This window comes from Streptomyces sp. cg36 (assembly GCF_041080675.1).
Classification (GTDB): Bacteria; Actinomycetota; Actinomycetes; order Streptomycetales; family Streptomycetaceae; genus Streptomyces.
The window spans coordinates 6,303,106-6,324,452 of the sequence record NZ_CP163520.1 but is presented as its reverse complement, the minus strand read 5'-3'; the positions used below and the strand labels follow the sequence as shown (position 1 = coordinate 6,324,452).

General features: G+C 68.3%; 26 protein-coding genes. 7 read left to right on the top strand and 19 right to left on the bottom strand.

Going from position 1 to position 21,347, the window contains the following annotated elements; all coding sequences use genetic code 11:
- Nucleotides 1-8 precede the first annotated feature (8 nt).
- Nucleotides 9-452, bottom strand: a complete 444-nt coding sequence (locus AB5J87_RS28020) for a hypothetical protein (protein WP_369380426.1) — start codon at nucleotides 450-452, stop codon at nucleotides 9-11.
- A 189-nt stretch (nucleotides 453-641) separates the two neighbouring features.
- Between AB5J87_RS28020 and AB5J87_RS28015 the strand changes: the two genes are divergently transcribed.
- Genes AB5J87_RS28015 through AB5J87_RS28005 form a run of 3 tightly spaced genes read left to right on the top strand, consistent with a single transcriptional unit; the run spans nucleotide 642 to nucleotide 3,119 of the window.
- Entirely contained in the window at nucleotides 642-1,712 is a 1,071-nt protein-coding gene (locus AB5J87_RS28015; RefSeq protein WP_369380423.1) for a helix-turn-helix domain-containing protein, read from the top strand.
- Nucleotides 1,709-2,380, top strand: coding sequence for a YdcF family protein (locus AB5J87_RS28010; protein ID WP_369380421.1), 672 nt, complete (start codon nucleotides 1,709-1,711; stop codon nucleotides 2,378-2,380). Before AB5J87_RS28015 ends, AB5J87_RS28010 begins: the two co-directional genes overlap by 4 nt.
- A 28-nt stretch (nucleotides 2,381-2,408) precedes the next feature.
- Complete coding sequence (locus AB5J87_RS28005; protein WP_369380419.1) at nucleotides 2,409-3,119, top strand: WbqC family protein; 711 nt, start codon at nucleotides 2,409-2,411, stop codon at nucleotides 3,117-3,119.
- On the opposite strand, the gene AB5J87_RS28000 is transcribed toward AB5J87_RS28005, so the two are convergent.
- The 4 genes from AB5J87_RS28000 to AB5J87_RS27985 form a co-directional block, all read right to left on the bottom strand.
- Nucleotides 3,116-3,550 (bottom strand): hypothetical protein, encoded by a 435-nt coding sequence (locus tag AB5J87_RS28000; protein ID WP_369380417.1) that lies wholly within the window; start codon nucleotides 3,548-3,550, stop codon nucleotides 3,116-3,118. The genes AB5J87_RS28005 and AB5J87_RS28000 overlap by 4 nt on opposite strands.
- A 670-nt stretch (nucleotides 3,551-4,220) precedes the next feature.
- Entirely contained in the window at nucleotides 4,221-4,742 is a 522-nt protein-coding gene (locus AB5J87_RS27995) for a hypothetical protein (RefSeq protein WP_369380414.1), read from the bottom strand.
- Nucleotides 4,743-4,776: 34 nt separating this feature from the next.
- Nucleotides 4,777-5,670 (bottom strand): recombinase family protein, encoded by an 894-nt coding sequence (locus tag AB5J87_RS27990; protein ID WP_369380412.1) that lies wholly within the window; start codon nucleotides 5,668-5,670, stop codon nucleotides 4,777-4,779.
- 216 nt (nucleotides 5,671-5,886) lie between these two features.
- The gene (locus AB5J87_RS27985) at nucleotides 5,887-6,831 is read right to left on the bottom strand and encodes a hypothetical protein (protein WP_369380411.1); all 945 of its coding nucleotides are present in this window, start codon (nucleotides 6,829-6,831) and stop codon (nucleotides 5,887-5,889) included.
- Nucleotides 6,832-7,265: 434 nt separating this feature from the next.
- Here AB5J87_RS27985 and AB5J87_RS27980 point away from each other — a divergent pair, with 434 nt between their 5' ends.
- On the top strand, nucleotides 7,266-7,976 hold the full coding sequence (locus tag AB5J87_RS27980; RefSeq protein WP_369380409.1) for a ricin-type beta-trefoil lectin domain protein: 711 nt from the start codon (nucleotides 7,266-7,268) through the stop codon (nucleotides 7,974-7,976).
- Nucleotides 7,977-8,066: 90 nt separating this feature from the next.
- Here AB5J87_RS27980 and AB5J87_RS27975 read toward each other — a convergent pair whose 3' ends face one another.
- The 4 genes from AB5J87_RS27975 to AB5J87_RS27960 all read right to left on the bottom strand — a co-directional run bounded on the left by AB5J87_RS27975 (nucleotide 8,067) and on the right by AB5J87_RS27960 (nucleotide 10,139).
- Entirely contained in the window at nucleotides 8,067-8,564 is a 498-nt protein-coding gene (locus AB5J87_RS27975) for a hypothetical protein (protein WP_369380407.1), read from the bottom strand.
- 83 nt (nucleotides 8,565-8,647) lie between these two features.
- Entirely contained in the window at nucleotides 8,648-9,196 is a 549-nt protein-coding gene (locus AB5J87_RS27970) for a hypothetical protein (protein ID WP_369380406.1), read from the bottom strand.
- 283 nt (nucleotides 9,197-9,479) lie between these two features.
- Complete coding sequence (locus tag AB5J87_RS27965) at nucleotides 9,480-9,944, bottom strand: hypothetical protein (protein WP_369380404.1); 465 nt, start codon at nucleotides 9,942-9,944, stop codon at nucleotides 9,480-9,482.
- Between the two features lie 24 nt (nucleotides 9,945-9,968).
- On the bottom strand, nucleotides 9,969-10,139 hold the full coding sequence (locus tag AB5J87_RS27960; protein ID WP_369380401.1) for a hypothetical protein: 171 nt from the start codon (nucleotides 10,137-10,139) through the stop codon (nucleotides 9,969-9,971).
- A 201-nt stretch (nucleotides 10,140-10,340) separates the two neighbouring features.
- Between AB5J87_RS27960 and AB5J87_RS27955 the strand changes: the two genes are divergently transcribed.
- Nucleotides 10,341-10,697: a hypothetical protein gene (locus AB5J87_RS27955; protein ID WP_369380399.1), complete on the top strand. Its 357-nt coding sequence runs from the start codon at nucleotides 10,341-10,343 to the stop codon at nucleotides 10,695-10,697.
- A 1-nt stretch (nucleotide 10,698) separates the two neighbouring features.
- Here the strand turns inward: AB5J87_RS27955 and AB5J87_RS27950 are convergent, their stop codons facing one another.
- The 8 genes from AB5J87_RS27950 to AB5J87_RS27915 all read right to left on the bottom strand — a co-directional run bounded on the left by AB5J87_RS27950 (nucleotide 10,699) and on the right by AB5J87_RS27915 (nucleotide 17,125).
- Complete coding sequence (locus AB5J87_RS27950; RefSeq protein WP_369380397.1) at nucleotides 10,699-10,965, bottom strand: hypothetical protein; 267 nt, start codon at nucleotides 10,963-10,965, stop codon at nucleotides 10,699-10,701.
- Nucleotides 10,962-11,303: a DUF6247 family protein gene (locus tag AB5J87_RS27945; RefSeq protein ID WP_369380395.1), complete on the bottom strand. Its 342-nt coding sequence runs from the start codon at nucleotides 11,301-11,303 to the stop codon at nucleotides 10,962-10,964. Before AB5J87_RS27945 ends, AB5J87_RS27950 begins: the two co-directional genes overlap by 4 nt.
- 95 nt (nucleotides 11,304-11,398) lie before the next feature.
- Nucleotides 11,399-11,965 carry a hypothetical protein gene (locus AB5J87_RS27940; protein ID WP_369380392.1) on the bottom strand — a complete coding sequence of 189 codons (567 nt, stop codon included), beginning with the start codon at nucleotides 11,963-11,965 and terminating at the stop codon, nucleotides 11,399-11,401.
- 13 nt (nucleotides 11,966-11,978) lie between these two features.
- The gene (locus tag AB5J87_RS27935) at nucleotides 11,979-12,914 is read right to left on the bottom strand and encodes a hypothetical protein (RefSeq protein ID WP_369380390.1); all 936 of its coding nucleotides are present in this window, start codon (nucleotides 12,912-12,914) and stop codon (nucleotides 11,979-11,981) included.
- On the bottom strand, nucleotides 12,914-13,504 hold the full coding sequence (locus AB5J87_RS27930) for a hypothetical protein (RefSeq protein ID WP_369380388.1): 591 nt from the start codon (nucleotides 13,502-13,504) through the stop codon (nucleotides 12,914-12,916). The genes AB5J87_RS27935 and AB5J87_RS27930 overlap by 1 nt, the downstream gene beginning before the upstream one ends.
- A 2-nt stretch (nucleotides 13,505-13,506) precedes the next feature.
- Nucleotides 13,507-15,495, bottom strand: a complete 1,989-nt coding sequence (locus tag AB5J87_RS27925; protein WP_369380387.1) for a hypothetical protein — start codon at nucleotides 15,493-15,495, stop codon at nucleotides 13,507-13,509.
- Nucleotides 15,488-16,159: a hypothetical protein gene (locus AB5J87_RS27920; protein WP_369380384.1), complete on the bottom strand. Its 672-nt coding sequence runs from the start codon at nucleotides 16,157-16,159 to the stop codon at nucleotides 15,488-15,490. Before AB5J87_RS27920 ends, AB5J87_RS27925 begins: the two co-directional genes overlap by 8 nt.
- Before the next feature lie 57 nt (nucleotides 16,160-16,216).
- A complete protein-coding gene (locus tag AB5J87_RS27915; protein WP_369380383.1) occupies nucleotides 16,217-17,125 on the bottom strand; it encodes a hypothetical protein in 909 nt (302 codons plus the stop codon).
- Nucleotides 17,126-17,520: 395 nt separating this feature from the next.
- Here AB5J87_RS27915 and AB5J87_RS27910 point away from each other — a divergent pair, with 395 nt between their 5' ends.
- Both AB5J87_RS27910 and dnaB read left to right on the top strand, forming a co-directional pair.
- Entirely contained in the window at nucleotides 17,521-18,471 is a 951-nt protein-coding gene (locus tag AB5J87_RS27910; RefSeq protein WP_369380380.1) for a helix-turn-helix domain-containing protein, read from the top strand.
- Nucleotides 18,464-19,828, top strand: coding sequence for a replicative DNA helicase (dnaB, locus tag AB5J87_RS27905; protein ID WP_369380378.1), 1,365 nt, complete (start codon nucleotides 18,464-18,466; stop codon nucleotides 19,826-19,828). The genes AB5J87_RS27910 and dnaB overlap by 8 nt, the downstream gene beginning before the upstream one ends.
- 42 nt (nucleotides 19,829-19,870) lie before the next feature.
- On the opposite strand, the gene AB5J87_RS27900 is transcribed toward dnaB, so the two are convergent.
- Nucleotides 19,871-20,350 (bottom strand): hypothetical protein, encoded by a 480-nt coding sequence (locus AB5J87_RS27900; protein WP_369380376.1) that lies wholly within the window; start codon nucleotides 20,348-20,350, stop codon nucleotides 19,871-19,873.
- A 651-nt stretch (nucleotides 20,351-21,001) separates the two neighbouring features.
- Complete coding sequence (locus AB5J87_RS27895) at nucleotides 21,002-21,328, bottom strand: hypothetical protein (protein WP_369380374.1); 327 nt, start codon at nucleotides 21,326-21,328, stop codon at nucleotides 21,002-21,004.
- Nucleotides 21,329-21,347 lie beyond the last annotated feature (19 nt).

Sequence of the window (21,347 nt, the reverse complement as noted above, 5' to 3'; positions counted from 1 at the left end):
GGGGCCGGTTAGGGTTCGGCGTGCAGAGCCGCCGCGCAATCCGCCCTCGGGCAGCGGACCGCACTCCCAGACGCAGGTGAGCGGCGCGGGCCGCTCGGGCGATGCAGGCGAGGGCCCCGAACGAACAGAACGCGGGTTCCGGTCACACCGATACGTTCCTGCCGCGCGGCCGCTATCGCCCGGGGACCGAGGTGGGATACGGCGGGGAGCACGACACCATAGGCATCCGGCAGCGCGAGCACGTCCAGCAGCCCGGTGAAGGCCGGCGAGAGATCCCCGGCCCCAGCCGCGCGGTCGGTGAAGATCCCGGACAGCAGCAGTTCGTGCTGTCGGCAGTACTCGGTCAGCGCCCGCGTCAACGCTGTCTGCCGTGCTGTGGACGCTTTGACCAGCCGCAAAAAGCCGTACACGACTGGGCCGTTGACGCGGCGATGCTCCGTGACCGGTTCCATCCTGATGTCCGTCCTTGAAGAGTCGGGGCAACCACGGTGAGCGCCGCAGGTGTCGCGTCGCTGACCGTGGGACCGAGAGTGGCGGCATCCCAACGGCGCTGAAATGAACCGGCGTTGCACTTCCGTTGCAGTTGCCGTGCACGCCGTGCGTCCCGCGTGCTTCCATGACGGGCAGGAAGGGAGCGACACGTGGCGACGGTGCAGCAGTGGACCGGCGAGGAGGCCCATGCCCTGCGCCGCGCGCTGCGGATGAGCGTCCGCGCCTACGCCGATCACCTCGGCGTCGCCGAACGGACCGTCGCCAACTGGGACAAGCACCGGGCCGCCATCGAGCCCAGACCAGACACCCAGGCCATCCTCGACACCGCACTCGCCCGCGCCGACGCCGTCACCCAGACACGCTTCGTGCAGTTCCTCGCCCAGGGCCCGCTGGAGCGGCGACCGAGCACAACGCTGGCGGCCACGATCCCGGACCACGAGACCTGGACGGAGGATCTGGAGCGGATCGTGGTGTGCCTCGACCGTCAGGACTTCGCTTTCGCCGCCACCCTGCTGGAACGCTGGCTCGGCCACGCCCAGCCCCACGACCTCGACCCTCGGGGCCTGTACCTGTACGGACGCTCGCTGGTCCTGTCCGGCGACCTGCGACGCCTCCAGGGCACCCTTCAGGACTTGATGACCGCCAAGCGGCTCTACTGCGACGCATACGACGTATTCACCGAGCTCGGCATCCCCCGCCGAGCCGCGCAGATCGAACTCTCCCTCGCCGTGGTCGCCGAAATGGCCGGCCGCCTCACCCCTGCGGCTACCCGCTACCAGCAGCTCGCCGGTGACAAACGGCTCAGCCCGGCCGATCGCACCCGGGCCCTCTTATGGATCGGCACCGCCCTGGCCAAGGACGGCCGCAATGAGTTCGCCATCGAGGTCATGCAGCAGGCAGCCGAGCGGTTCGAGGACCTGAACGAACCCGAGGACTGGGCGAACGCTCAGCAGAAGCTCGCACTGGCCCACCGCGGTGCCGGTGATCTCAGCCGGGCCCTGGCCTACATCGACACCGCCCGCAGCAACGGCCGCTTCGAAACCCCGCTCCAGCGCGTCCAGATCGAAACGGCGCACGGCCACATCCTGCTCACCGACCTGGCCACCCGCAGCGAGGGGCACGCCATGCTCGACCGAGCCTCGGACATCGCCGCCCACTACGGTCTGAAACACCAACTGCGCAGCATCAAAACCGTCCGTAACAGCAAGGAGTACACGTGACTGACCGCACGGAGGCCGCGATCAGCGAGGCAGACCGGGCCGACGCCCGCACCATCTGGGACTTCCACCAGATGGGCCACGAGCTGCGGCCCTGCTCCGCCGCGATCACTCTCGGCAGCCTCGACCTCGGTGTGGCCAGCGCCACCGCCGACCTGTACCACGCCGGCATGTTCCCGGCCGTGGTCTTCACCGGCGACACCAGCACCGCCACCAAGGAGCGGTTCCCCCGCGGAGAAGCCGTCCACTACCGCGAGCACGCCCTCTCCCTTGGAATGCCGGACGAGGCGATCTTGCTGGAACCGAAGGCCAGCAACACCGGGCAGAACATCGGCTTCTCCCGCGAGGTGCTGGAGAACGCAGGTATCGCGGTGACCACCGTGCTGCTGATCTCCATGCCCTACATGCAGCGCCGGGCCTACGCGACATGCCGCAAGATGTGGCCGGAGGTCGAGCCGATCTGCGTCTCCCCGAAGCTGTCGTTCGACGAATACGCACAGACACACGATGACGAGAAACAGTTCATCGACATGCTCATGGGAGACATGGAACGGGTGATGAAGTACCCCCAGCGCGGATTCGCTATCGCGCAGCACGTCCCGGAAAGGGTCCGTGATGCCTTCGACCGCCTGCGCGCCCGCGGCTACGACAGCTGGCTCCTGCCTGCTTGACCGCGTCGCGGTCCTGAGACCGCGACCGGTGCGCTCGTGCGCCATCCATCAGCCCAACTTCCTGCCTCGCCTTTCCACCCTGGCGAAGCTCTACGCGGCCGACGTCTGGATCGTCCTCGACGACGTCCAGTTCGCCCGCCGCGACTACCAGCACCGGGCCCGTCTCGCAGCCCTCGACGACGCCAGCCGACGACAGTGGCTGTCTCTCCCGGTCCATCTGCCACACGGACGGGCCACCCATATCCGCGACATGCGCCTGGCCGACCCGGACCGGTCCGCACGGAGGGTGGCCGGGATGCTTGCCCAGCACTACAAGCAGAGCCCTCACTGGGCGGACCTCCGCCCCCGGCTCACCCCGCTGCTCGACCTGTTCACCACCACAGACAGAGCCGCGGAGATCACCGAGGCATCCACCCACCTCCTGCTGGACCTCCTCGGCTGGCAGGGGCAGATCATCCGCAGCAGCCAGCTCCCCACCCACACGGGCCGCTCCCAGCGCCTGGCCGAACTCACCCAGGCGACCGGGGCCGGCGCCTACCTGTGCGGAACCGGCGGCATGACCTACCTCGACAGCACCCCGTTCACGGCGTACGGCATCAAAGTGATCCCCTTCACCACCCCCGACAGTGATCTCTGGCAAGCCGCCAACCAGATCAGCGCCCTCCGCGCACTGATGGTTCACGGCCCCGCACAGATGGCCGACACCATGCAGGACCTACGAAGGGCCAACATCTGTTAGGCGTTCACCGTGGGCTTGGTGACTGGGGAGACCCGTCGTCCCGCGTTGTGCGCGGCATTGTCCAAGACCTTCGTCCAGTCCGTGGCCCTCAACCAGCCCTTGCCCATGAGATGCGCGGTCCAGTGCGTCAGATCGGCCCACGTGCGCAGCCGCTCTACCTCGATGCTGTAGGCATCGGCGTCAGGGTCGGGGTCGCATGCCGAGTGGTGGGCCTGCCACTCCACAGGGGACGGGTAGTCGAGCAGGTCTTTGAATCCATGCGTGACGCGCAAGCCGGGAGGGGTCTTGGCACGCTGCTCCTCATTCCACTCCTGTACGGCGTCCTGCTGCTTGTTGATCTCACCGTTGTCGACCCAGATGTTGCCCTCACCATCAGGGATGGGGCTCTTGCATCGGTCACAGATCACATTAAGTTCACGCGGATTAGTCATGCCCATCATGGTGGCGGCGGCCGCCATCGTGCGTCACAGCTTCGACGGAATCCGCCCTGCCGCCAGCGGGTACCGGCCCCGTAGGTGACCGTGGCCCCCCACACACACAGCCCCGTGGTCGACGCCAGCCGGACCGCCGATCTTCCCGATTCGCCTGCCCGGCACGGACCGGCCCGGTAGCCTCGCCGGGGTAACGCATCACAACAGCGCCTTTTGCGTGCGGAGTTGACATCGCACGGTCCGTCCCCGCGGGGCGGACCGATCGGCTGCCTCTTCCCGCACAGATCCAGGGAGGCGTGACGTGGTACGAAACAGCAAGGGCCCGACGTGGTTACCGATTGACCGGGCGGCAGCCCGGCGTTGGGGGCAGTGCACACTCGCAGTGTTGAGTGGAGTCGCAGCCCTCGTGCAGGTCATTGATTGGCTCGCCCGGTAACCCGGGACACTTTGGCTGTTGACACCAGCCAAAGGGCCCCGAGCTGAACGAAGGGCCCCGCACGGAGGTCTAATCTCCGGGCGGGGCCCTCTCGTTGTGGTTAAAACATTACATCAAGCTTCGCTCTCTCGGTGTACTTAAAGCATATGAGGGGTCGGGCCGCCGCATGAGGCCCTGAGCAGCCCTTCTTCCCCTAGGGCCAGGACCCTACCAACAGGTAGACACGGGTCGTGCCTAGTCGTTGGTGTCCTCGTCGATGAGGAACCCGCGTGGCTGGGGCGGGGCTTGCAGGTCTGGCTCGTCGAGGTAGTCGAACGGCATCGCCGTACGCACCGGGGACAACCGCCCGCCCTGGAGGTCGTCCCCGAGGCGGCGCAACCTCGAGTCCGGAGTCCGGGGCCCGCGGACCACAGTAAGGCCGGGCCCGACCGGCTCGACGACGAACCCCATGTCGGTCATCAGGTCGGTCAGGGCCTGGTGCATCCGCGTGCGCGCCATCGCGTGCAGGGTGGTGAGCGGGCCGTCCGCACGCCCGTCACGCTGCTCGTCGGCAGCCACGCTACGGGTGGCCGGCGCCGCGAACCACTCCACCGTCGCCCCACCGTGGCCGTTCGGCCTGACCGCGACACCTATGGCTCCGGCGCGGGCGGTCCCGGTGGCGAGCGGTATGCCGCACGAGGTGAACAGCGCGGCGAGCTGTTCGTGGACCGGGTCGGGCCCGTTGCGGTCGGGGGTGGCGAGCGCGGTCTTTGTCATCCGCCGAACCCTACGCGGGCGCACCTGCACGCGGTTACGTGGCTGCTACGGCGGCCATGGGGGCGGCCTCGGCCTCGGCGAGTGCCCGGTACACGGAGGCGACGGAGGGGTGCTCGCCCTCGTTCTTGCCGGTCTTGATGGTCAGCTTCTTCGCGATGTCGGGGACGGGCACGCCCTTCGCCTTCAGCGCGACGGCGAACGTGATGTCGTCGTCGTCCAGCACCTTCGGCCTGCCGCCGAAGTTCCCGTTGCGGCGGGCGGTCTGCTGGCCCTCCAGGGTCTTCTCGCGATTGCTGTCCCGTTCGGCCTCTCCGGCGGCCGCGAAGAACGCGAAGAGGAGAGCGCCGCTGCCGTGCGGGTCGTAGATGCCCGGCATGGGGCCGCCCAGCATCTCCAGGTTGATCGAGTCGTCCTGGAGGCGGCGGGAGAGGATCATCAGCTCGATGGCGTCGCGTCCGAGCCGCTTCATCTCCGTGACGGTGAGGATGACGGTCTGGTGGGGAGCGGCGGTCTTGATCTCCTTGGCCAGGTCGAGTGCTTTCATCAGCTGGGGCCGGACCTTGATGCGGGTGCTGATCTTCTCGTGGAAGACCTTGCCGCACTTCGGGGTGAGGAGGTCCAGCTGCGACTGGAGCTCCTGGGTCGCAGTCGAACATCTGGCGTAGCCGATGCGGATCGGGGCGCCGGCCTGCTCGGCCTCCTCGGGCGGTGCGATGGGTTCGCCGGGCGTCCAGGGCTTGCCGGGGCCCCGGTCGGCGGGAACCTTGATCGGTGCGGACTTGGCGAGTCGGGGGACGAGGATGAACCGGGGCGTGTGGTAAATCGGCGCGACCTTGCCTCCCCGGGTGCGGCACGCCGATCCGGGGGCAGCGTGGCAGCTCGGGCAGGAGTGGCGCTCGATGTCGTCGGCGTCGTTGCGGGTGACCATCCCCCGACTCTCGCATAACCGTCTGTCAGAACCCAGCCGCAGCCCATAGGTTGTGAGAGATGTTTTGCGAGACTCCCGCCCGGACGAATCGGACACCCGGCCGCACCCGCGTCCGGCTCGCATAACCGGTCAATTCTGAGAACCCAGCTTCCTGCCCTCCAGCGGAGGGTTCCAACGGTTCTCGGGGCGAAGGCTCAATCTCCGGTTGTCTCCTACTCACCGATCGCCTAGCTCGTCTCTCCAGCTCGGGCGGGGCGAGGTACGTACGGGGTCGGGTGGGGGTGTGGGGAGGTTCCACTGCCGGCGCTCCTCAAGGGTGTAGTCCCCGTAGTGGAGCATCGGTGCGTCAGGCGCGGTACGCAGCCAGAACGGTGCACCGATCAGGATTCGGTCGACCCGAATCCCGCCGTAGCGCCTCCCGTTGGGCCACATCTCATGCCACTCCCACTGGGGTTCACGAACCCGGACGTCCCAGTGGATCTCTGCGAGCCAGGAACAGCCGCGTTCGATGTGTCCGAAACGGAACGGCTGAAGCCACGGGGTGCTGGCACGGCGGGGAGAGCCGGAATCTCCCTGGTGCAGGGCGATCTTCAAACATTCTTCCGCGAAGTGGTGGTCGTCGCGGAATCTATACCTCGGCCCGTCCGGTCCTCCGGTGATACCGGCCAGCCAGCAGTACACGTCGTGGGCCCTGGACGAGAACCAGCCGTACGGGTTGTGGGCGTCGTCACCCACTCCCCGGCTGGTGACGTCCGGGGACAAGTGCCGGAGTGACGCGAACAGCAGCACGACGGTGCTGCCCTGCTGGGCGTAGAACAGGCCCCCGGCGGTTCGCTCGTGGTTAATGCAGAGCTGCCCGAGGACCAGCGGCGTGTGGCCCTTAACGAACCGGACTCCTTGTGGTGCCGTACCTATCTCGTGGGTATGGGAGGCAAGACGGCGCGTCAGTCTCCTCGCTGTCCGCGCCCATGTTTCCGATGGCGTCCATGTCTGCGTGTATGCAGGGAGGATGCCCTGAACAGACGGCATCGCGAGTTGGTGCGTCCTGTTGGCCGTGTGCTGGCTGTTGGACTTCAGATAGAGGTCGATCCGGTGTTCCGCCCAGTAGAGGTACTTCGTGGGCTCGCTCCAGCTTCTCAACTCGTCCCCTTCCGCCTTCATGGCGTCGCGCTCCGCACCGGCGGAGATGCGCGGCGGCCGCTGCCGGTTCCCGATCGCTGGCGTCCCGTTGGCACGGCGTGTCCGGCGTGGACCATGCGAACGTTATGCACGCAACCACCGGAGTGCTTTCGTCCGGGTCGGGCGTCCGCGAAGGATGTTGGCCGTCTGCTGTCAACATCACGTAAGGCAAATCCGTGAAACGAAGGTCGGTCGGCGTCGCCGCCATGATCCTTGCTGTCTTGGCCACCATGTTCGGACTGGCCCAACCAGCGGCCGCCGGTACATGCAGCCCCGACGGAGGGTCCGGCCCCGGGGGTACTAAATGCACGAACCTGGCACAGGCCCTATTGACCATCGGGGCCGGGGTCCGCGAGGACGCCGAGAGGAACCGGCAGAACCGCGGCGAGTGGGTCAAGCGAGTCACTCAAGCCGTCATGGACGAGTTTCCGGACTACAACGTCATGGTGTTCAACACGCATGGCACGAACTTCATCAACACCGGGCCCTACACGTTCCAGAACGACTACTGGCAGGGGCTGCACGGCATCGCGGGTGAAGTCGAGGTGGAGTATCACGAGCGGCTCCAGAGCGGCACGGTCACCAAGACCGACTGGTACAAGATCTGGCTGTTCACCGGAGACGGCCGGTTCGTGAACAAGGGCGACGGCGGCGACTGGAGCTGGCAGTACTCGGCGAAGGGAACCACCAGGAACGGCGGGATAGTCGACTTCTCGCGCACCGTCATCGAGCGCTACACGCCCCTGCTGTCCGTCGCGGCCAGCTTCGGCAAGTGCGCCGACGCCAAGGACCGGAGCAACAACAACGGGACGCCGATCCAGCTGTGGGACTGCACCGGGGACTACAACCAGAAGTGGCAGATCATCGGCTCCTCCCTCCAGACCATGGGGAAGTGCCTGGACGTGCCGCGCGAGTCCGGCGGCGGCAACGGTGCGACCGTGCAGCTGTGGGACTGCAACGGCGGCGACAACCAGCAGTGGATGCCCACCGCGAAGGACACGATCGGCCTGTGGGTCAACGCATGGTCGGGCAAGTGCCTCGACCTTCCCGGCGGGAACACCTGGAACGGCACCAGGCTCCAGATATGGGACTGTAACGGGGGCCCGAACCAGATGTGGTCCCACTAGAAAAGACGCTCCCGGGAAGCCCGTCGCAGGCGCACAGCGGCGGGCTTCCGTCGGTTACCGAAGGCCGTGCGGACTGGTGGCCGGCCCTGGTCAGGCTGCTTCGCAGCTGAGCGAGTGCATCGCCAGGTCGAGGCTGCGCGTTGGTGACGGGTAGTTGCCCATCACGGTGTTGTCGACACCGAGAGCCGCGACGGTTACCGCGTACTCAAAGCCAGTCCGGTGCTCGTGGTACTCGGCTGCCTGCGCCTTCAGGCAGCGGGCGGCGGCGGTGCTGTAGAAGGTGCGCTCGCTGGTGCAGGTGAGGAGCCCGGCGATGAGACTGTCGAGCGCGAGGTACCAGGTGTTCAAGTGCGCGGTGTACTCGGCTGAGGCCGCGAGGACCTCCGTCACGTCCTGGTCCACGCTGCTACGCAGGAACTGAGCGGCGTCGCCGGCCTCCCGAACCCAGGCGAGGCTTTCGCGTACGCCGTCCAGAGCGCTGTCGTACTCGTCGAGGGCGGCGCCTTCGGCAACGGTGAACGGCTCGCACTCGTACTCCCACACGGCGCGCTGTTCGGTTCGCGCGCTGGTGGTCTCCGTGATGGTCATGGCGGGCACCGTACTGCCGCGCCTGGCAACAGGGCTGATCCGAATCGCGGTTGGCACTCGGACGTGTCAAGTCCCGAGGGCGATCAACGACGGCCACGCTTGGGCCGGCCGTCGTCGACGGTGAGGAGGTCGAGGGCGTCCTGGGCGTCGGCGCGGGCCGTGCGCCGGGCGTCGGCGTCAGCCGCGGTGCGGGCTTGGGTGCAGTCGTCGAGGAGGGCCAGGGCCTCGGCGAGGTCTTGTTCGGCTTGGTCGGCGCGGGCGCGTTGTTCGCCGGCCTCGTGGTGGGCGCGGCGAAGTTGTTCGGCGTGGACGGCCTGACGGCGGTGGTGGTTGGCTCGGGAGACGGTCACGGTGCGTTGGACGGCGGCCTCGGTGTCCTCGCGCAGGCGCTGGTTGAACTCGGCCCGGAGCTGGGCGAGCTGGGTGGTGAGCCGCTTCACGCGGTCACGCTCCACGGTGAGGACGCGGTCGCGTTCGACGGCACGAGCTTCGGCCTTCTCGGCCCGAGTGTTCGCTGCCCGTACATCCTGCTCGCGGGCGTGGGCGTACTGACGGCAGGCGTCGAGGTCGTCGTGGGCGATCCGGAGGGCCTGCTCGATGAGCCCGAAGCCGTCGACCTGCTGTCCGGCCACGCGAACCGCCTCCCCGTTGTTGCCTGGTCTTCCAGGCTAGGGAGTCGGGAGTCGGCCGCGTGGCGGCACGCCGCCGAGCTGGTCCCCGGCTGATCCTTGATGGAGGAAGGTCGGGTGGTCGTTGTGGATCTCACCATGCTCAAGGCGTCGGACAGTGCGCAGCGGCGTGTGGCCCGGGACCTGGTTGTCCGGGCAGCGCGGAAGAAGCGGCTGGACGCGTTCTGGTCGGGGTGGGCGCTGGCCGAACGGAAGGCCGCCCGCCAGGCCCAGACTCGACGCGGTTCTACAGCAGGCTGAGCTGTTCCGGCTCCGGCTCGGACGGCTCGATGCTTCCGCCTGCGGCTGCGGGCATGGGGGCGACCGTGCCGAGCTCGGGGATCTCGTAGCCCAGCTTCTCCGCTAGATAGCGGGCCACAAGAGAACGATGGCACCAGTCTCCGCCCGCTTTTGTCTTCAAGTTCTCGAAGCAGAGCAGGACGATCGTGGCGTCCGGTTGTCCGTGATGGTCGGCGATGGCCTGGGCCTGCGCAACGATCCTATCGACGCCTGCTTCTTCTATTTTCTGGATCATGAAGTGGGTGAATTCGGCGTCTGGTTTGTTGATGAACCAGCGTGACGGGGTGAGGGCGTCGAGCCATCCGGCGACCCGGTATCGGATGAACCGGGCCTCTCCCGCTGTGGTCCGCACCGGCAACCCCATTTCCGGCCGGAATTCCAAATATGAGCATGTCGCGAATTTGATCGGCATGGAATACATGCTATTCAACCGGGCCTACTGGTCAATTCTGGAATTCTGCCGCTTCCTTTCGTGATCGGCATTCGCTGCCCGTAGAACTTCGAAGGTGAGGCTGGCGTACTCCGGTTTGGCCTTGATGATCTCGGGCCGGGTGGTGGCCATGCGGGCGAGGAACACAGCGAACCGGTCACGGATGTCGGGGTTCATGGCGGTCACCGTATGACGCGCGGCCGGGGCCCGATCGGTGCGCCTGCCTCGTGTCTAGGAATTGGGGACGTACGGTCGTAGTGCTTCGTTCGCTGTGGAGCCGGGCCGCTGCCGGAAGTCTCCGATCTGCTTCCGGCGGCGGCCTGTCGACTTTCCTGTATCCCCTGGAAATGTCAGGAATCGTCAGGCATTCTTGATCCTATGACGGTCACTACCCTGCCCGAGCCCGCCATGATCTTGGAACCCAACCTGGCGAATGTCGCGGCAACACTCCGCGAGAAATTCGACGGCGGAAAGCGCATGGTCATCGGGGACTCCGATGTGGTGCACGACGTCGAGCTCCGGCCGTGGGGAATCGGCAGCGAGCAGGTCCCCCAGCCCGCCTGCCACGTCGGTATCGGCTGGAACCCGCTGCGCCTGCACGCCACGTGGACTTCCGCTACGTGCGGGTCGTGCCTGCGGGTCCGGTCGACGGGCGGGGTGCTGCTCCTGCCCGGCCTGGCCGTGCAGCCCCCGCTGTGGGTGCCCGAGCCGCGCCAAGAAGCCCTGTTCGCCTGAGCTACTCGGCTTGGAAGTGCGTGACGCGGAGGACCAGCACCGTGTCGTCGCGGTAGTCCTCCTGGTACCAGACCACTAGATGCGGCTCGGTGTGGGTGAGGACACCGGAGGCAGACTCGGCGATGTCGAAGGGGTGGCCGATACGGCGGACGCCGACGGCCTCAGCGATCCGCCGGGCGAGGTCGTCGACCTCGGCCCGCTGTTCGGCAGTGAGGCCGCCGACGACATGATCGGCGTCGGGAAGGTACTCCCAGGTCCAGTCGCTCACGCCTCGGCCTCGGCCGCGGCGAGGAGGCGGCTGATCTCGGCGGCGGCCTCGCGGCGGGTGGCACGGTCCTCGGAGGTGGCCACGGTGTGCTCAAGTTCGCGGAACCGGGCGAGGCGTTCGGGCCGTCGGGCGACGGCGACCCACATCCACCAGTGCTCGGTGAAGCCACGGGCCGGGGTGAGGCTGTACTCGTCGCGGGCCTGGCCGATGGCGGTGGCCCAGTGCGTGTCGAACTTGGGCAGGGCTTCGGGGGCGAGGCGGGCGACGGCGACACGGAGCGCGGCGGGGGTCTTGTCCGGCATGGGGATGCCGGTATCCCTCTGGGCGGCGGTGGCCATCTGGGTCTCCTCCGGTCGGTGCGCTCTCGTTTACCTCTCAAGCTATACAGCGGCTCCACGGTATCGCCTACCGTCAAGTACAGGGACGGTCAGCCTCAAGCTCGGTCCGCGAGGATCGGGGGCGTGTGGTCTTGGAGGCATCCGGGGCGGCTTCCGGCGGGAATGACCGTGCGGTCGGGTCGCCGGAGCAGGACGAGGCCGTACAGCTCGACGTGGTCGCGCTGGTCGGGCGGGGTGCGCCAGTAGCGGGCGCGGTCAGCGCAGCGGTCGCACACAGCAAGCAGCTCCCCCTCCTGCTCCTGGTCTTGGTGGTCGGTGGGGTGGAGGGGAAGTTCTTCGGCGGCGGGTTGTCCGCAGCCGCGGGGGCCGTGGAGGATGCCGCACCATCGGGCGAAGCAGCGGCAGGCCGGGCCGCCGGAAGTGTGCGTGAGGCGGGGTGCCCGCTGTTTGTACGGTCGGGGCATAGGTGCTTGCTCGGCTTCCGGGAGGAGGCGGACGTACAGGGCAAGGAAGGCGATGTTGCAGGTGTCGCAGTACTCCTCGTGCCGGGTGCGCCGCCGGGGCCGGCCGAGGTCGGGCAGCCGGGTTCCGCAGTCGCGGCACAGGCCGGACAGGGGCCACCCGTAGGAGGGGCAGCAGTACAGCGGCGAGCCCGGACGCATCGGACCGTGCTGGTCAGGGGTTGTCGCGGCGGCGCTGTTCGTGGGCGTCGATCGCCGCGTTGAGGCTGCCGGTGCCGCTGTCGCGACTGTTGCCCCACGAGTCCCAGCTTCCTTCGCTCGTGCCCGGGGAGGCGGCGGGTGCGCCCGGTTCGGGGTTGGTGAAGCCGCTGTTCGGGGACGGCTGGGTACGGCCTGGGCTGCTGCGGCTGTCCTGCCAGGCTTGGATCGTGCCGTTCAGGCCGCTGGTCTCACGGGAGCCGAAGCCGCCGAACGAGGAAGTGCCCGAGGCCGCGTCGTGGACGTCTCCGTACCGGTTTCGGAGGCGGTCGGTGAGCCAGTTCATCAGCGTGTTGCCGGGGGTGGCGATGCTGACGGACGATAGAGGTCTGCTCGCGGCGTCGACTGCGAGGGCGAGGGCGAGGACGATGTCGTCGCGTTCGCCGGTCCACTGGTCCGCCTTCGCCCGCCCGTTGGGGGGCTTGTAGGAGCGGAGCTGGTCGGCGATCGTCTCGCCTTCCGGGCTGGTGCCGAGGGCGAGGCGGTTGCGGCGCAGCGCACGGGTGGCGGCGTCGATCAGGTCGCGCCGGTCCAAGGGCTGCACCGAGCTGCGGCGCCGGGAGGTTCCGCCCTGCTCGGGAAGGGCGACCTCGGCCACCGTGGCCCCAGTCGCCCGCAGGATGCGGGCCATGTCCTCGGCGGTCTTCTCGCCGATCTCGGTGATGTCCAGCTGGACGCGGACGACCCCGCTGGTGCAGGTGCGGCGGTACTCGCGGATCAGGTATTCGAGCTCGACGAGGATGTCGTGGCTGTCGGTGCCGGCCTCGAAACGCTCGGAGTGAGCGCGGCGCATGGGCGGGCGCTCGTCGTAGACGGCGAGGACCATGACGGCGCTGGTGGTGGTGTAGCCGCCGAGGGAGACACCGAGCGTGTACAGCTCTGGCTGCAACATCACGTCCTGCTTTCTGGGGGGTCGGGATGGTTGTGGGTGAGCCAGCGCGCTGTTGCCGCGAGGTGATCGGCCGTCCATACGGCCATGGCGAGGGACGCGGCGAGGTCTCCGAGGTGATCACCGTGTTGGTGCTGGGTGAGCTCTCGGGCGAGGGCGTCGCGGTCTTGGAGGCCGGGCAGGATGCGCAGGGCTCGTTGTTCGAGGGCGACGGCGAGGGCGTTGACGATGTGCTGGCGGGGCACGTTGATCAACGGCCACTCGCCGGTGACGTTCTTCCCGCCGGTCCAGGTGAGGCCGAGAACAGCGATCTGATCCTCTGCGGAAGCCTGTTGGAGCTGTTCGACGACGGCCCGCCCGATGCCGGTCCTGTCGGCGCAGATAACGGCCGGGTGTCCGGCCGCGACGTATTGGCGGGCGGCCTCGACGACGTGCCCGGCCATGTCCGCGTAGGCGACGCCGAGCGGGATGCGCTCGACGTGCACGACCGCCAGCTTCGGGCGGTGCCCGACCGGACGGGCACCTTCGGGGACCACCACCGTGAGCGCGGCGTAGTCCGCCGCCTGTCCGATATCGAGGCCGAACACCGCCATGGCTACACCACCGCCCTTTGCGCGTACGGGGTGATGACCGGAACACCCGGCAGGCCGGCGTCGTACAGGGCCGCGGAGACGGACGCCGAATCGAAGATCCCGATCCCGGCCGCGCCCCACCGGCACTCCATCTCGCTGGTGAACACGGCCGCTGGCATGGACGCTTTGAGCTCGTTGATCTCGTCGGGGTTGTCCGCGAACCGGGGGCACTTCCACCATGGGACCTCGACCTTCGTCCAGCCGGGGGCCTTGGTCCAGATCCGGTGCGCCCAGGTGCCTTCCTGCCCGGCGCTGGTGAGGCAGATCAGGTCACCGCCGGACGCGATCAACGTCGGCCGGAGCGCCAGATACGTTTCTTCGGCGACGTAGGCAGCTTCGTCGATCGCGACCAGGCTGACGGCCGACCAGCCGCGGGCCGACGTCGGCGTGCCGGGCAGCGCGACGATCCGCGAGTTGATGCCCGCGCCGATCGTCAGCGAGGTGGCGGCGTCCTGCTCCAGCGGCACCTCGAGTGCGCGCAGGTAGCCGCGCACTTTCGAGACGAGCTCGATGGCGGTGCGCTGCGAGGGGGCGACCGCCAGGACGAGGCAGCCGTGCCCGTGCGGGCCGGGATCGGTCAGGAGGCGGTGGGCGCACAGGGCGCCGACGGTCGAGCTGTTGTGGGTGGGGATCATCGCTTCGCCGGCCAGGTAGAGGCCGGTCGGGTTGGCGACGGTGATGCAGCGGGTCGGCTGGTCGGGGAGCCGTGTGATCGACTTGATGCCGCGCACGGTCCGCCCGAACATGCGGGCGCCCTGGTCGGGGTCGCTGGTCCAGTGGGCAGCCTTACGGGGCAGCATGAACGGGTTGAGGTGCGGGGTGAAGCTGATCCGCCAGTAGGGGCCGCAGTCCTTCCCGTCGAGGCGGGCCCGGCGTTCGATCGTGTGAGGCCGGAACCCGAGACCGTGGGCGAGGTCGAGGAACGCGTCGCGGAGCTCGGGGTCGGTGGTGGACCACTCGACGTTCGAACTGCGGGGCCGGTCGTACATGCCGGACCCGTCGGAATCCATCAGCCCTTGTAGCAGCGCGAGACGCTGGGCGGGGTGGGCGCGCAGGTAGAGGACGGGGACGTGCCGGGTGCCGAGGATGCCGAGACGTCGCAGCTGGGGCAGGAGGCCGCGGATGTTGACCCGGACTGCGCACCGGTCGGTGCGATCGACGACGGTGCTGACCGTGTGGCCGGCTTGCCGGTACCTGTCGGCGACCAGGTCAGCGTCCTCGCAGTGAGCCGTGACCGCCCCGGCCAGCTTCGTGCCGTTGCCGTACCAGTAGCCCAGGCACCATGGATCAACTGGCAGGTCTGCGCTGGGGAGTTCGAGGGGTTGGGTGGTGGGGATCGCCCACCGCCATTCGCGCCTGTGCCGGACTCCTGCTGCTGCGAGCTGCCTGGTGGTGACCGTCATCGGCGCGAACGCGGGACCATGGGGATTGCCGTGGCGGTCTCTGCGCGGGTACTCCCAGGAGGCCCAGTCCGTGAGCGGGGCATCGGGGTGCTTCCTTCGCATGGCCCGGCGCGTCAGCCGGTCAAGGACGGTCCATTCGTGGTCGCCGGACGCGTCCAGGCTGGTGCCGTCGCAGAACGTGACCCGCCAACAGTCCGTCACCGACATCGGATGCGCCACCGTGACGACGGTCGGCCTGCCCTGCTCGTCGAGCACCGTGTCCCCGGCTGCGAGTTTCCCCATGACGGTCCAGCCGTCCGGGGTCGGCACCGGGGTGTCGACCGCCAAGGCTTTTCCTTCTTGGCGGCCCGCGACGAGCAGGCAGCGCTTCAGGGAGCCGCTGCCGCCGACGAGCGTCCCGGACCGGCCGCCCTTCGGGAAGCCGCGCAGCAGGTCTTTCTGCCACGGGTCGGGACGCATCGCGGCGGCGATCATGATCTGTGCGGGGTCGACGTACAGCTGCGCCAACCGGCGTAGCCGTCCGTGCTGCATCGACAGGACGTCACCCACCGGACACCACCAGGCCGTCGTCGTCCTGGTCCTGGCCGTCGTCGGTGTCCCACGCCTCGGCCAACCGGCCCGCCCCGCCCGGCTCCGCGAGGAGTGCGGTCATCTCCGCCCGTACCTGCGCCCATTCACCCGACGCCAGCGCCTCGCCCAGCCCCGAAGCCTCCCCAGCCACCGCCGTCGCCTCGTTATGGATCACCACCTGCCCGGTACCGCCGGTGAAGTCGCCCATCAGCGTGTGGTGCGCCCGAGCCCCCGCCTCGAACACCCGTGTGTGCTCGGACGCCGACATGAACTTCTCGCCCATGTCCATCAGATACGACCCCGAGCGGCGGGCCATCCGATAGCCGATGATCGCCAGAGCCCGCGCCTCCTGCCGCGCCCTGCGGATCTGCTCGGCGTCCTCGACCCGCTGCTCGTGCAGCATCCGCGTCCGAACCCGCTTGATCCACGACCACTCGCGGCACTGGTCCTTCGCCCGTTGCAGCCCGCACTTCCAGCGGCCGTCCTCCCACGTCTTCAGCCGCTCCACGAGCTCATCCAGCGTCGGCTCGCCCATCTCCCTGTACAGCTGGTGCCGTTTCCACGCGGCGAGGCTTTCGCCGTCCTGCCGCTCCCATACCGGATGCCATGGGTCCAACGGACGCGGATCAACGCGCTTCGACATGGGGCTCCTTCCAGGATCGGCGGTGTAGGGCGGGGACACGGCGGGTGTACGGCCGGGCTATGCGGCCGTCGCTGCTGGTCGTTGGGGTGGCTCACCGCCTCGCGGGGTGGGCCCATTCGGGTTACCGGTGGGTTGCTGGCCGAGTGCGGCGAGGGTGTGGCCGACGGGCTGCCAGCCGGGCGGATGGCGGGTCGGGTCGGCGTTGAGCCACTGCATGGCGCGGGTGTGCTGGACGAGCATTGCGCCGGGTGTGATCGGCATTCCGGGAGGCCGGCGGCCGCGGTCGGCGTGGGGTGGTCCGCCTTCGCCCTGGGAGCAGGTCACCCACAGCGTGGTGACCGGGCTGCCGGAGAGGCGGCTGGTGAGGGTCTGCCGTACGTCGAGCCAGCGTTTGAGGATGCGGCGGGTGGGCGGGCTCAGGGGCAGGGTCGCGGTGGTGCGGGTTCTGCTGCCGCGCGGGCGCCGTTCGAAGGTGATCGTGGACAGGTCGGCGGCGAGGCCGTCGAGGGTCATGGCTGCGTGCTCGCCGGACTGGGCGCCGGTGTCGAGGGTGACGGCGAGGATTGCCTGGGTGCGGACGGCGACGCGCCATCTCACCCACTGGGCGCGGGTTCCGTCGGTCTCGGGGGTGTCCGGCGGGGCGGGCAGGGTGGCGGCGTAGCGGCCCAGGACGCCGCGCTGGTAGGTGTCGGGGCCCGGTTGGGGTGGGGCGATGTCGCGGGCCCGTACCGGGATTTTCAGTCCGGCCGTGCGGGCGATGCGGCCAAGGACGCTGATCCGGGCCTTGCGGGAGTGCGAGGAGCGGGTCGGGGGCCGGTAGCCGTCCTGTCCGGGGAGACGCAGCGTGCGGTCGGGCTTGAGCTGGTTGTCGGCCGCGCTCGTCAGGTAGGTGTCGAGGTTCGTGGCGGTCAGCAGCTTGGCGAGGCTGCCGCAGCAGGACGAGGAGGAGAGGACGTCGCGTTCCACGGCCCGTTCCAGTTCGTGCTGGACCCAACGGACTTGTTTGCGGCACGAGTTCGACGCACAGCGGCCCGCTGTGCGGTCTGCGGCGTCTGCCAGTTCCTCAAGGGCTGGGCATTTGGGGTGCCTTGCCATGAAATCGAAGCTAACACCCTGTTTTTCTAACCTGATTAGGCGCTAGTCCGCCAGTGTGATCGGGCGGGCCGAGGAGGATTCCATATATCTCCTGGTGGGGGTGTGGGGCGTGGGGCTGTCTGGGTGAATCGGCCGACACGTGGCCGGGGGTGCGGCTCTGGCGCGGGCGTGGGTGTTCCCCGTACGGTCCAAGTCCTATTTGGTGAGTTTTTGGGGGCTTTGTCCGCGTCTGTGGGTGTGCCTTCGACAGCACATGGAGGCGCGCGATGAGCTACCAGGCGCAGAACTGGGTCGACCAGACCGCCATCCCCCAGGGGCTCGTCCACGGCCAGGGCGAACTCCTGGTCCTCCTGCGGATCGCGAACCATACCGGCGGGGATCTGCGGGGCTGCTTCGCCAAGGCCGCCACGCTGGCCTCCGAGTGCCTGATGGGCGAGTCCACCGCACGCAAGCACCTGCGGGCCCTGCGCCGCCGGGGCGTCATCGTCTACGGCGACCCGGACCTCGTCTCGCACCTGCGGGCCGACCAGCGCCCGCCCGTCTACGACCTGGCCGGAGGTCACGAACCCGGCTGCCGCGGCCGGCACAGCACCGCCGAGCCGTGCACCCCGTCACGGACGACCGGTGCTCGAATCGAGCACCCGGCGGGTGTTCAGATCGAGCACCCGGAGCCCGTCACGGGTGCTCGAATCGACGCGTCACGGGTGCTCGAATCGAGCACCAGAACTCTTAAAGGATTGAACCCTCCTTCTTCCTCTCCGCCGCCGACGCCCCCGCCCGAGGAAGACGAAGAACTCCAGCACCACCCCGGCCCCGGCGAGCAGGAGACCAGCGTCGCCGCCGGGTCGGCCACCGTGGTCACGGCGTACGCCGCCGCCTACGAAGCCCAGTTCCGGGCCCGGCCCCCGGGCCGGATGGTCCGCCGGATCGAGAGCCAGGCTGCCGGGCTGCTGCGCGACGGCTGGCCGCCGGATCACCTCGCCCGCCTCGCCGCCGAACTCCCCGCCCGCGGCTACCTGGACCTGGAGCGGCACGCCGAGCACAACCCGCCCCCTGCTGTCGGTCCCGCGCTCGTCGCCGTGCCGGACTGGTGCGGCAACTGCGCCGATGCGACCTACCGGTACGTGCCCGCGGACAATCCGGCCCGGCCGTGCCCGGTGTGCTCCCCGCAGGCCGCCCACGCCCGCCGCGAAGACGGAGGCACCCGCTGTGCCTGACGACTACTTCGACGACGAGCCCGGCGGTCAGGTCGGGCCGCCGCGCGACGAGGCCGCCGAACAGGCCCTGCTCGGCGGGATGATGCTCGACTCGAACGTCATCCCGGACGTCACCGAGCTCATCGACTCCACGGACTTCTACAAGCCCGCCCACGAGACCGTGTTCCGCGCGATCTGCACGCTGTTCCACGACAACGGGCCCGTGGACCCGATCGCGGTCGGCGCCGAGCTCGTCAAGCGGGGCAACATCCGGCAGATCGGCGGCCACACCTACCTGCACACCCTCGTCGACAGCACGCCGACCGCCGCGAACGCCACCTACTACGCCGACATCGTCCGCAGCCGGGCCCGACTGCGGCGCCTCGTCGAGGCCGGCATGTGGATCGGGCAGACCGCGCAGGCCGCCGAGGGCGAAGTCGACGACATCGTGGACGCCTGCGGCGCCCGCTTCAACCAGGCCGTCCAGGGCCACGACCCCTCGCAGGCCCTCCTGGTCGGCGAGGACTTCGCAGAGTTCTGCGACCACATCGAATCCCTCCAGCGCGACGGCCGCGCCCTCGGTGTCATGACCGGCTACCAGGACCTCGACACCCTCACCCTCGGCCTGCACCCGGGACAGATGATCGTCATCGCCGCGCGGCCGGGAGTAGGGAAGTCGACGGCGGCACTGGATATCGCGCGCCGCGCGGCGCTCCGCGACGGGCACGGCGTCGCCTTCTTCACCTTGGAGATGAGCCGCACCGAGGTGCAGATGCGGCTGGTGTCCGCCGAGGGCAACATCCCGCTCCAGCACATCCGCAACGGTCAGATGGACGAAGCGGACTGGATGCGGTTCGGGAACGTCCGGGAGCGGGTGATGTCCGCGCCGCTCGTCATCGACGACAGCCACCACCAGACTCTCCTGCGGATCAAGAGCACCTGCCGCAGGCTCGCCCAGCGGCGCGGGTTTGGCCTCGGCCTGGTCGTCGTCGACCATCTTGGACTCCTCCAGCCCGCCCAGACCGGCGGCCGCCGTACGGAGAACCGGCAGACCGAAGTCGCCGAACTCTCGCGCGGCCTCAAGCTGATGGCCAAGGAGCTTCAGGTGCCGGTGCTGGCGCTGTCCCAGTTGAACCGGATGGTCGAGGCCCGCACCGAGAAGAAGCCGCAGCTGTCCGACCTGCGCGACAGCGGCAGCATCGAACAGGACGCGGACGTCGTGATCCTGCTGCACCGCGAAGACGCCTACGAGAAGGAGTCCCCGCGGGCCGGGGAGGCGGACTTCATCGTTGCCAAGCACCGCAACGGGCCGACCGCGACGATCACCGTGGCCGCACAGATGTACCGATCAAGATTCGCGGACATGGCCCGTACGTGAGAAGCAATCACGCCAGCCCGGCCGACGTACGGTCTCGCATGGTCACGCCGATGGTCCACTCGATTCCTTGAACATCAAGTGCCCCTGCTTGCTCCATGTTTTGTCGACAGGGAGTGTTCCTGGAGAGTCCAGTTCGTTGCGCACGAGTTCACATAGCGTCTCGGCCGGGAGGTCTCTCTCCTTGAACGTCTCTGTCCAGCCACCCTTCGGCATCTCGGCCTTGGTCAGGAACGGCCTGACTCCGAGGGAGTTGTAGGCATAGTTGAGGATCGCCCACTCGATACGCAGAGCCTCGGCACCGGTCCGAGTGCTGCCCTCGAAACAGGATGACCAGCCACGCTGCTTGTGCTCGGAAATACGATCGTAGATCCAGTGGTTTCCGCGGATTTCGGTTGCGCTTGAGACGCCAACCTTCACAGCCTCATAACCGACGTGCTTCAGAACGTAGACAGACGCTGGATCAAGGTAAAAGCGGCCAAGAGGGCCGCAGTAGCGGCATCCTTGATGTTGTTGCCTGCGCACGCTGTTCAGGCTGGTGGTGGAGTCCCTTCCGCAGATGAGGCACCGGCAGAGCCAGGGTGATTTGAGCCCCGGATACGACTCAAGCGCTGCGAGGGAGCGGACCGCGAGCTGGGATTCTGCGAGTTCGGTGTCGAGGCGTTGACCTGCGCCGCCGCGGTCGCGCGCGCTCCTCCGCCCGCAGTGTTCGCATCCCACGGTGCTTCGCCGCAGGTCACTGAACCGTGGTGACGTTGTCCTTCCACAGGTGGTGCATCGACACAGCCAAGGGGTGCGCGTGTTCCCTGGATACGGTTCGAGTGGATTCAGTCCTCGCTCTTGCGCCTCAGCCTTCGCTCCGTCTTGAGACCAGCGCTTCGGAGTTTCCCTCTTCGCGCAAACTGTACAGCCGGAGCCTCGGTTGATGTCGCGCAGCGATTTGATGACGGATTTTCCACACGTGGCGCACTTACAAGACCACGGGGTCTTTGTTCGTCCCGGAAATGGCTCGATGGGGATAAGCCTGACGGAATGGGCTCTTTCCGATGCTGACTCGTGAGTCCAGCGGCTACCCGAAGTGGGCGCGTGAGGATGATTTCCTGTCACGCTGTATTTTACATTGCCCCTTTTTAGCCCCGCTGGCCCCGGCCCGCCGACACAACGGTACGCCGTGTCTCAGTCGAGGCTGGGGACTTCGACCTGGCGTACCCACAACTGGTAGTTGCCGTCGGAGCGCTCGTGCCAGCCGTCCGGTTCGGGGCCGTGTTCCCCGATCCGCTCGAACACGCCGACGGCCCAGGTGTAGATCCGCTGGAGGGTTTCGGGGGTCTGTCCGGGGCGTACGACGAGGCGGGCGCCTAAGTGCGGGGAGTCGTCGGTCGGCAGGTACATGAGCGCCAGGCCGTGGACGTCGGGGTCCTCGGGCCAGTTCAGCTCGGCGAGTTCGACGACGTCGACGCCGATCAGGTCGAGGCGGTCGGCCATCGTGAGCGCATCTTCCACACCGCCGACGGTACGGCCT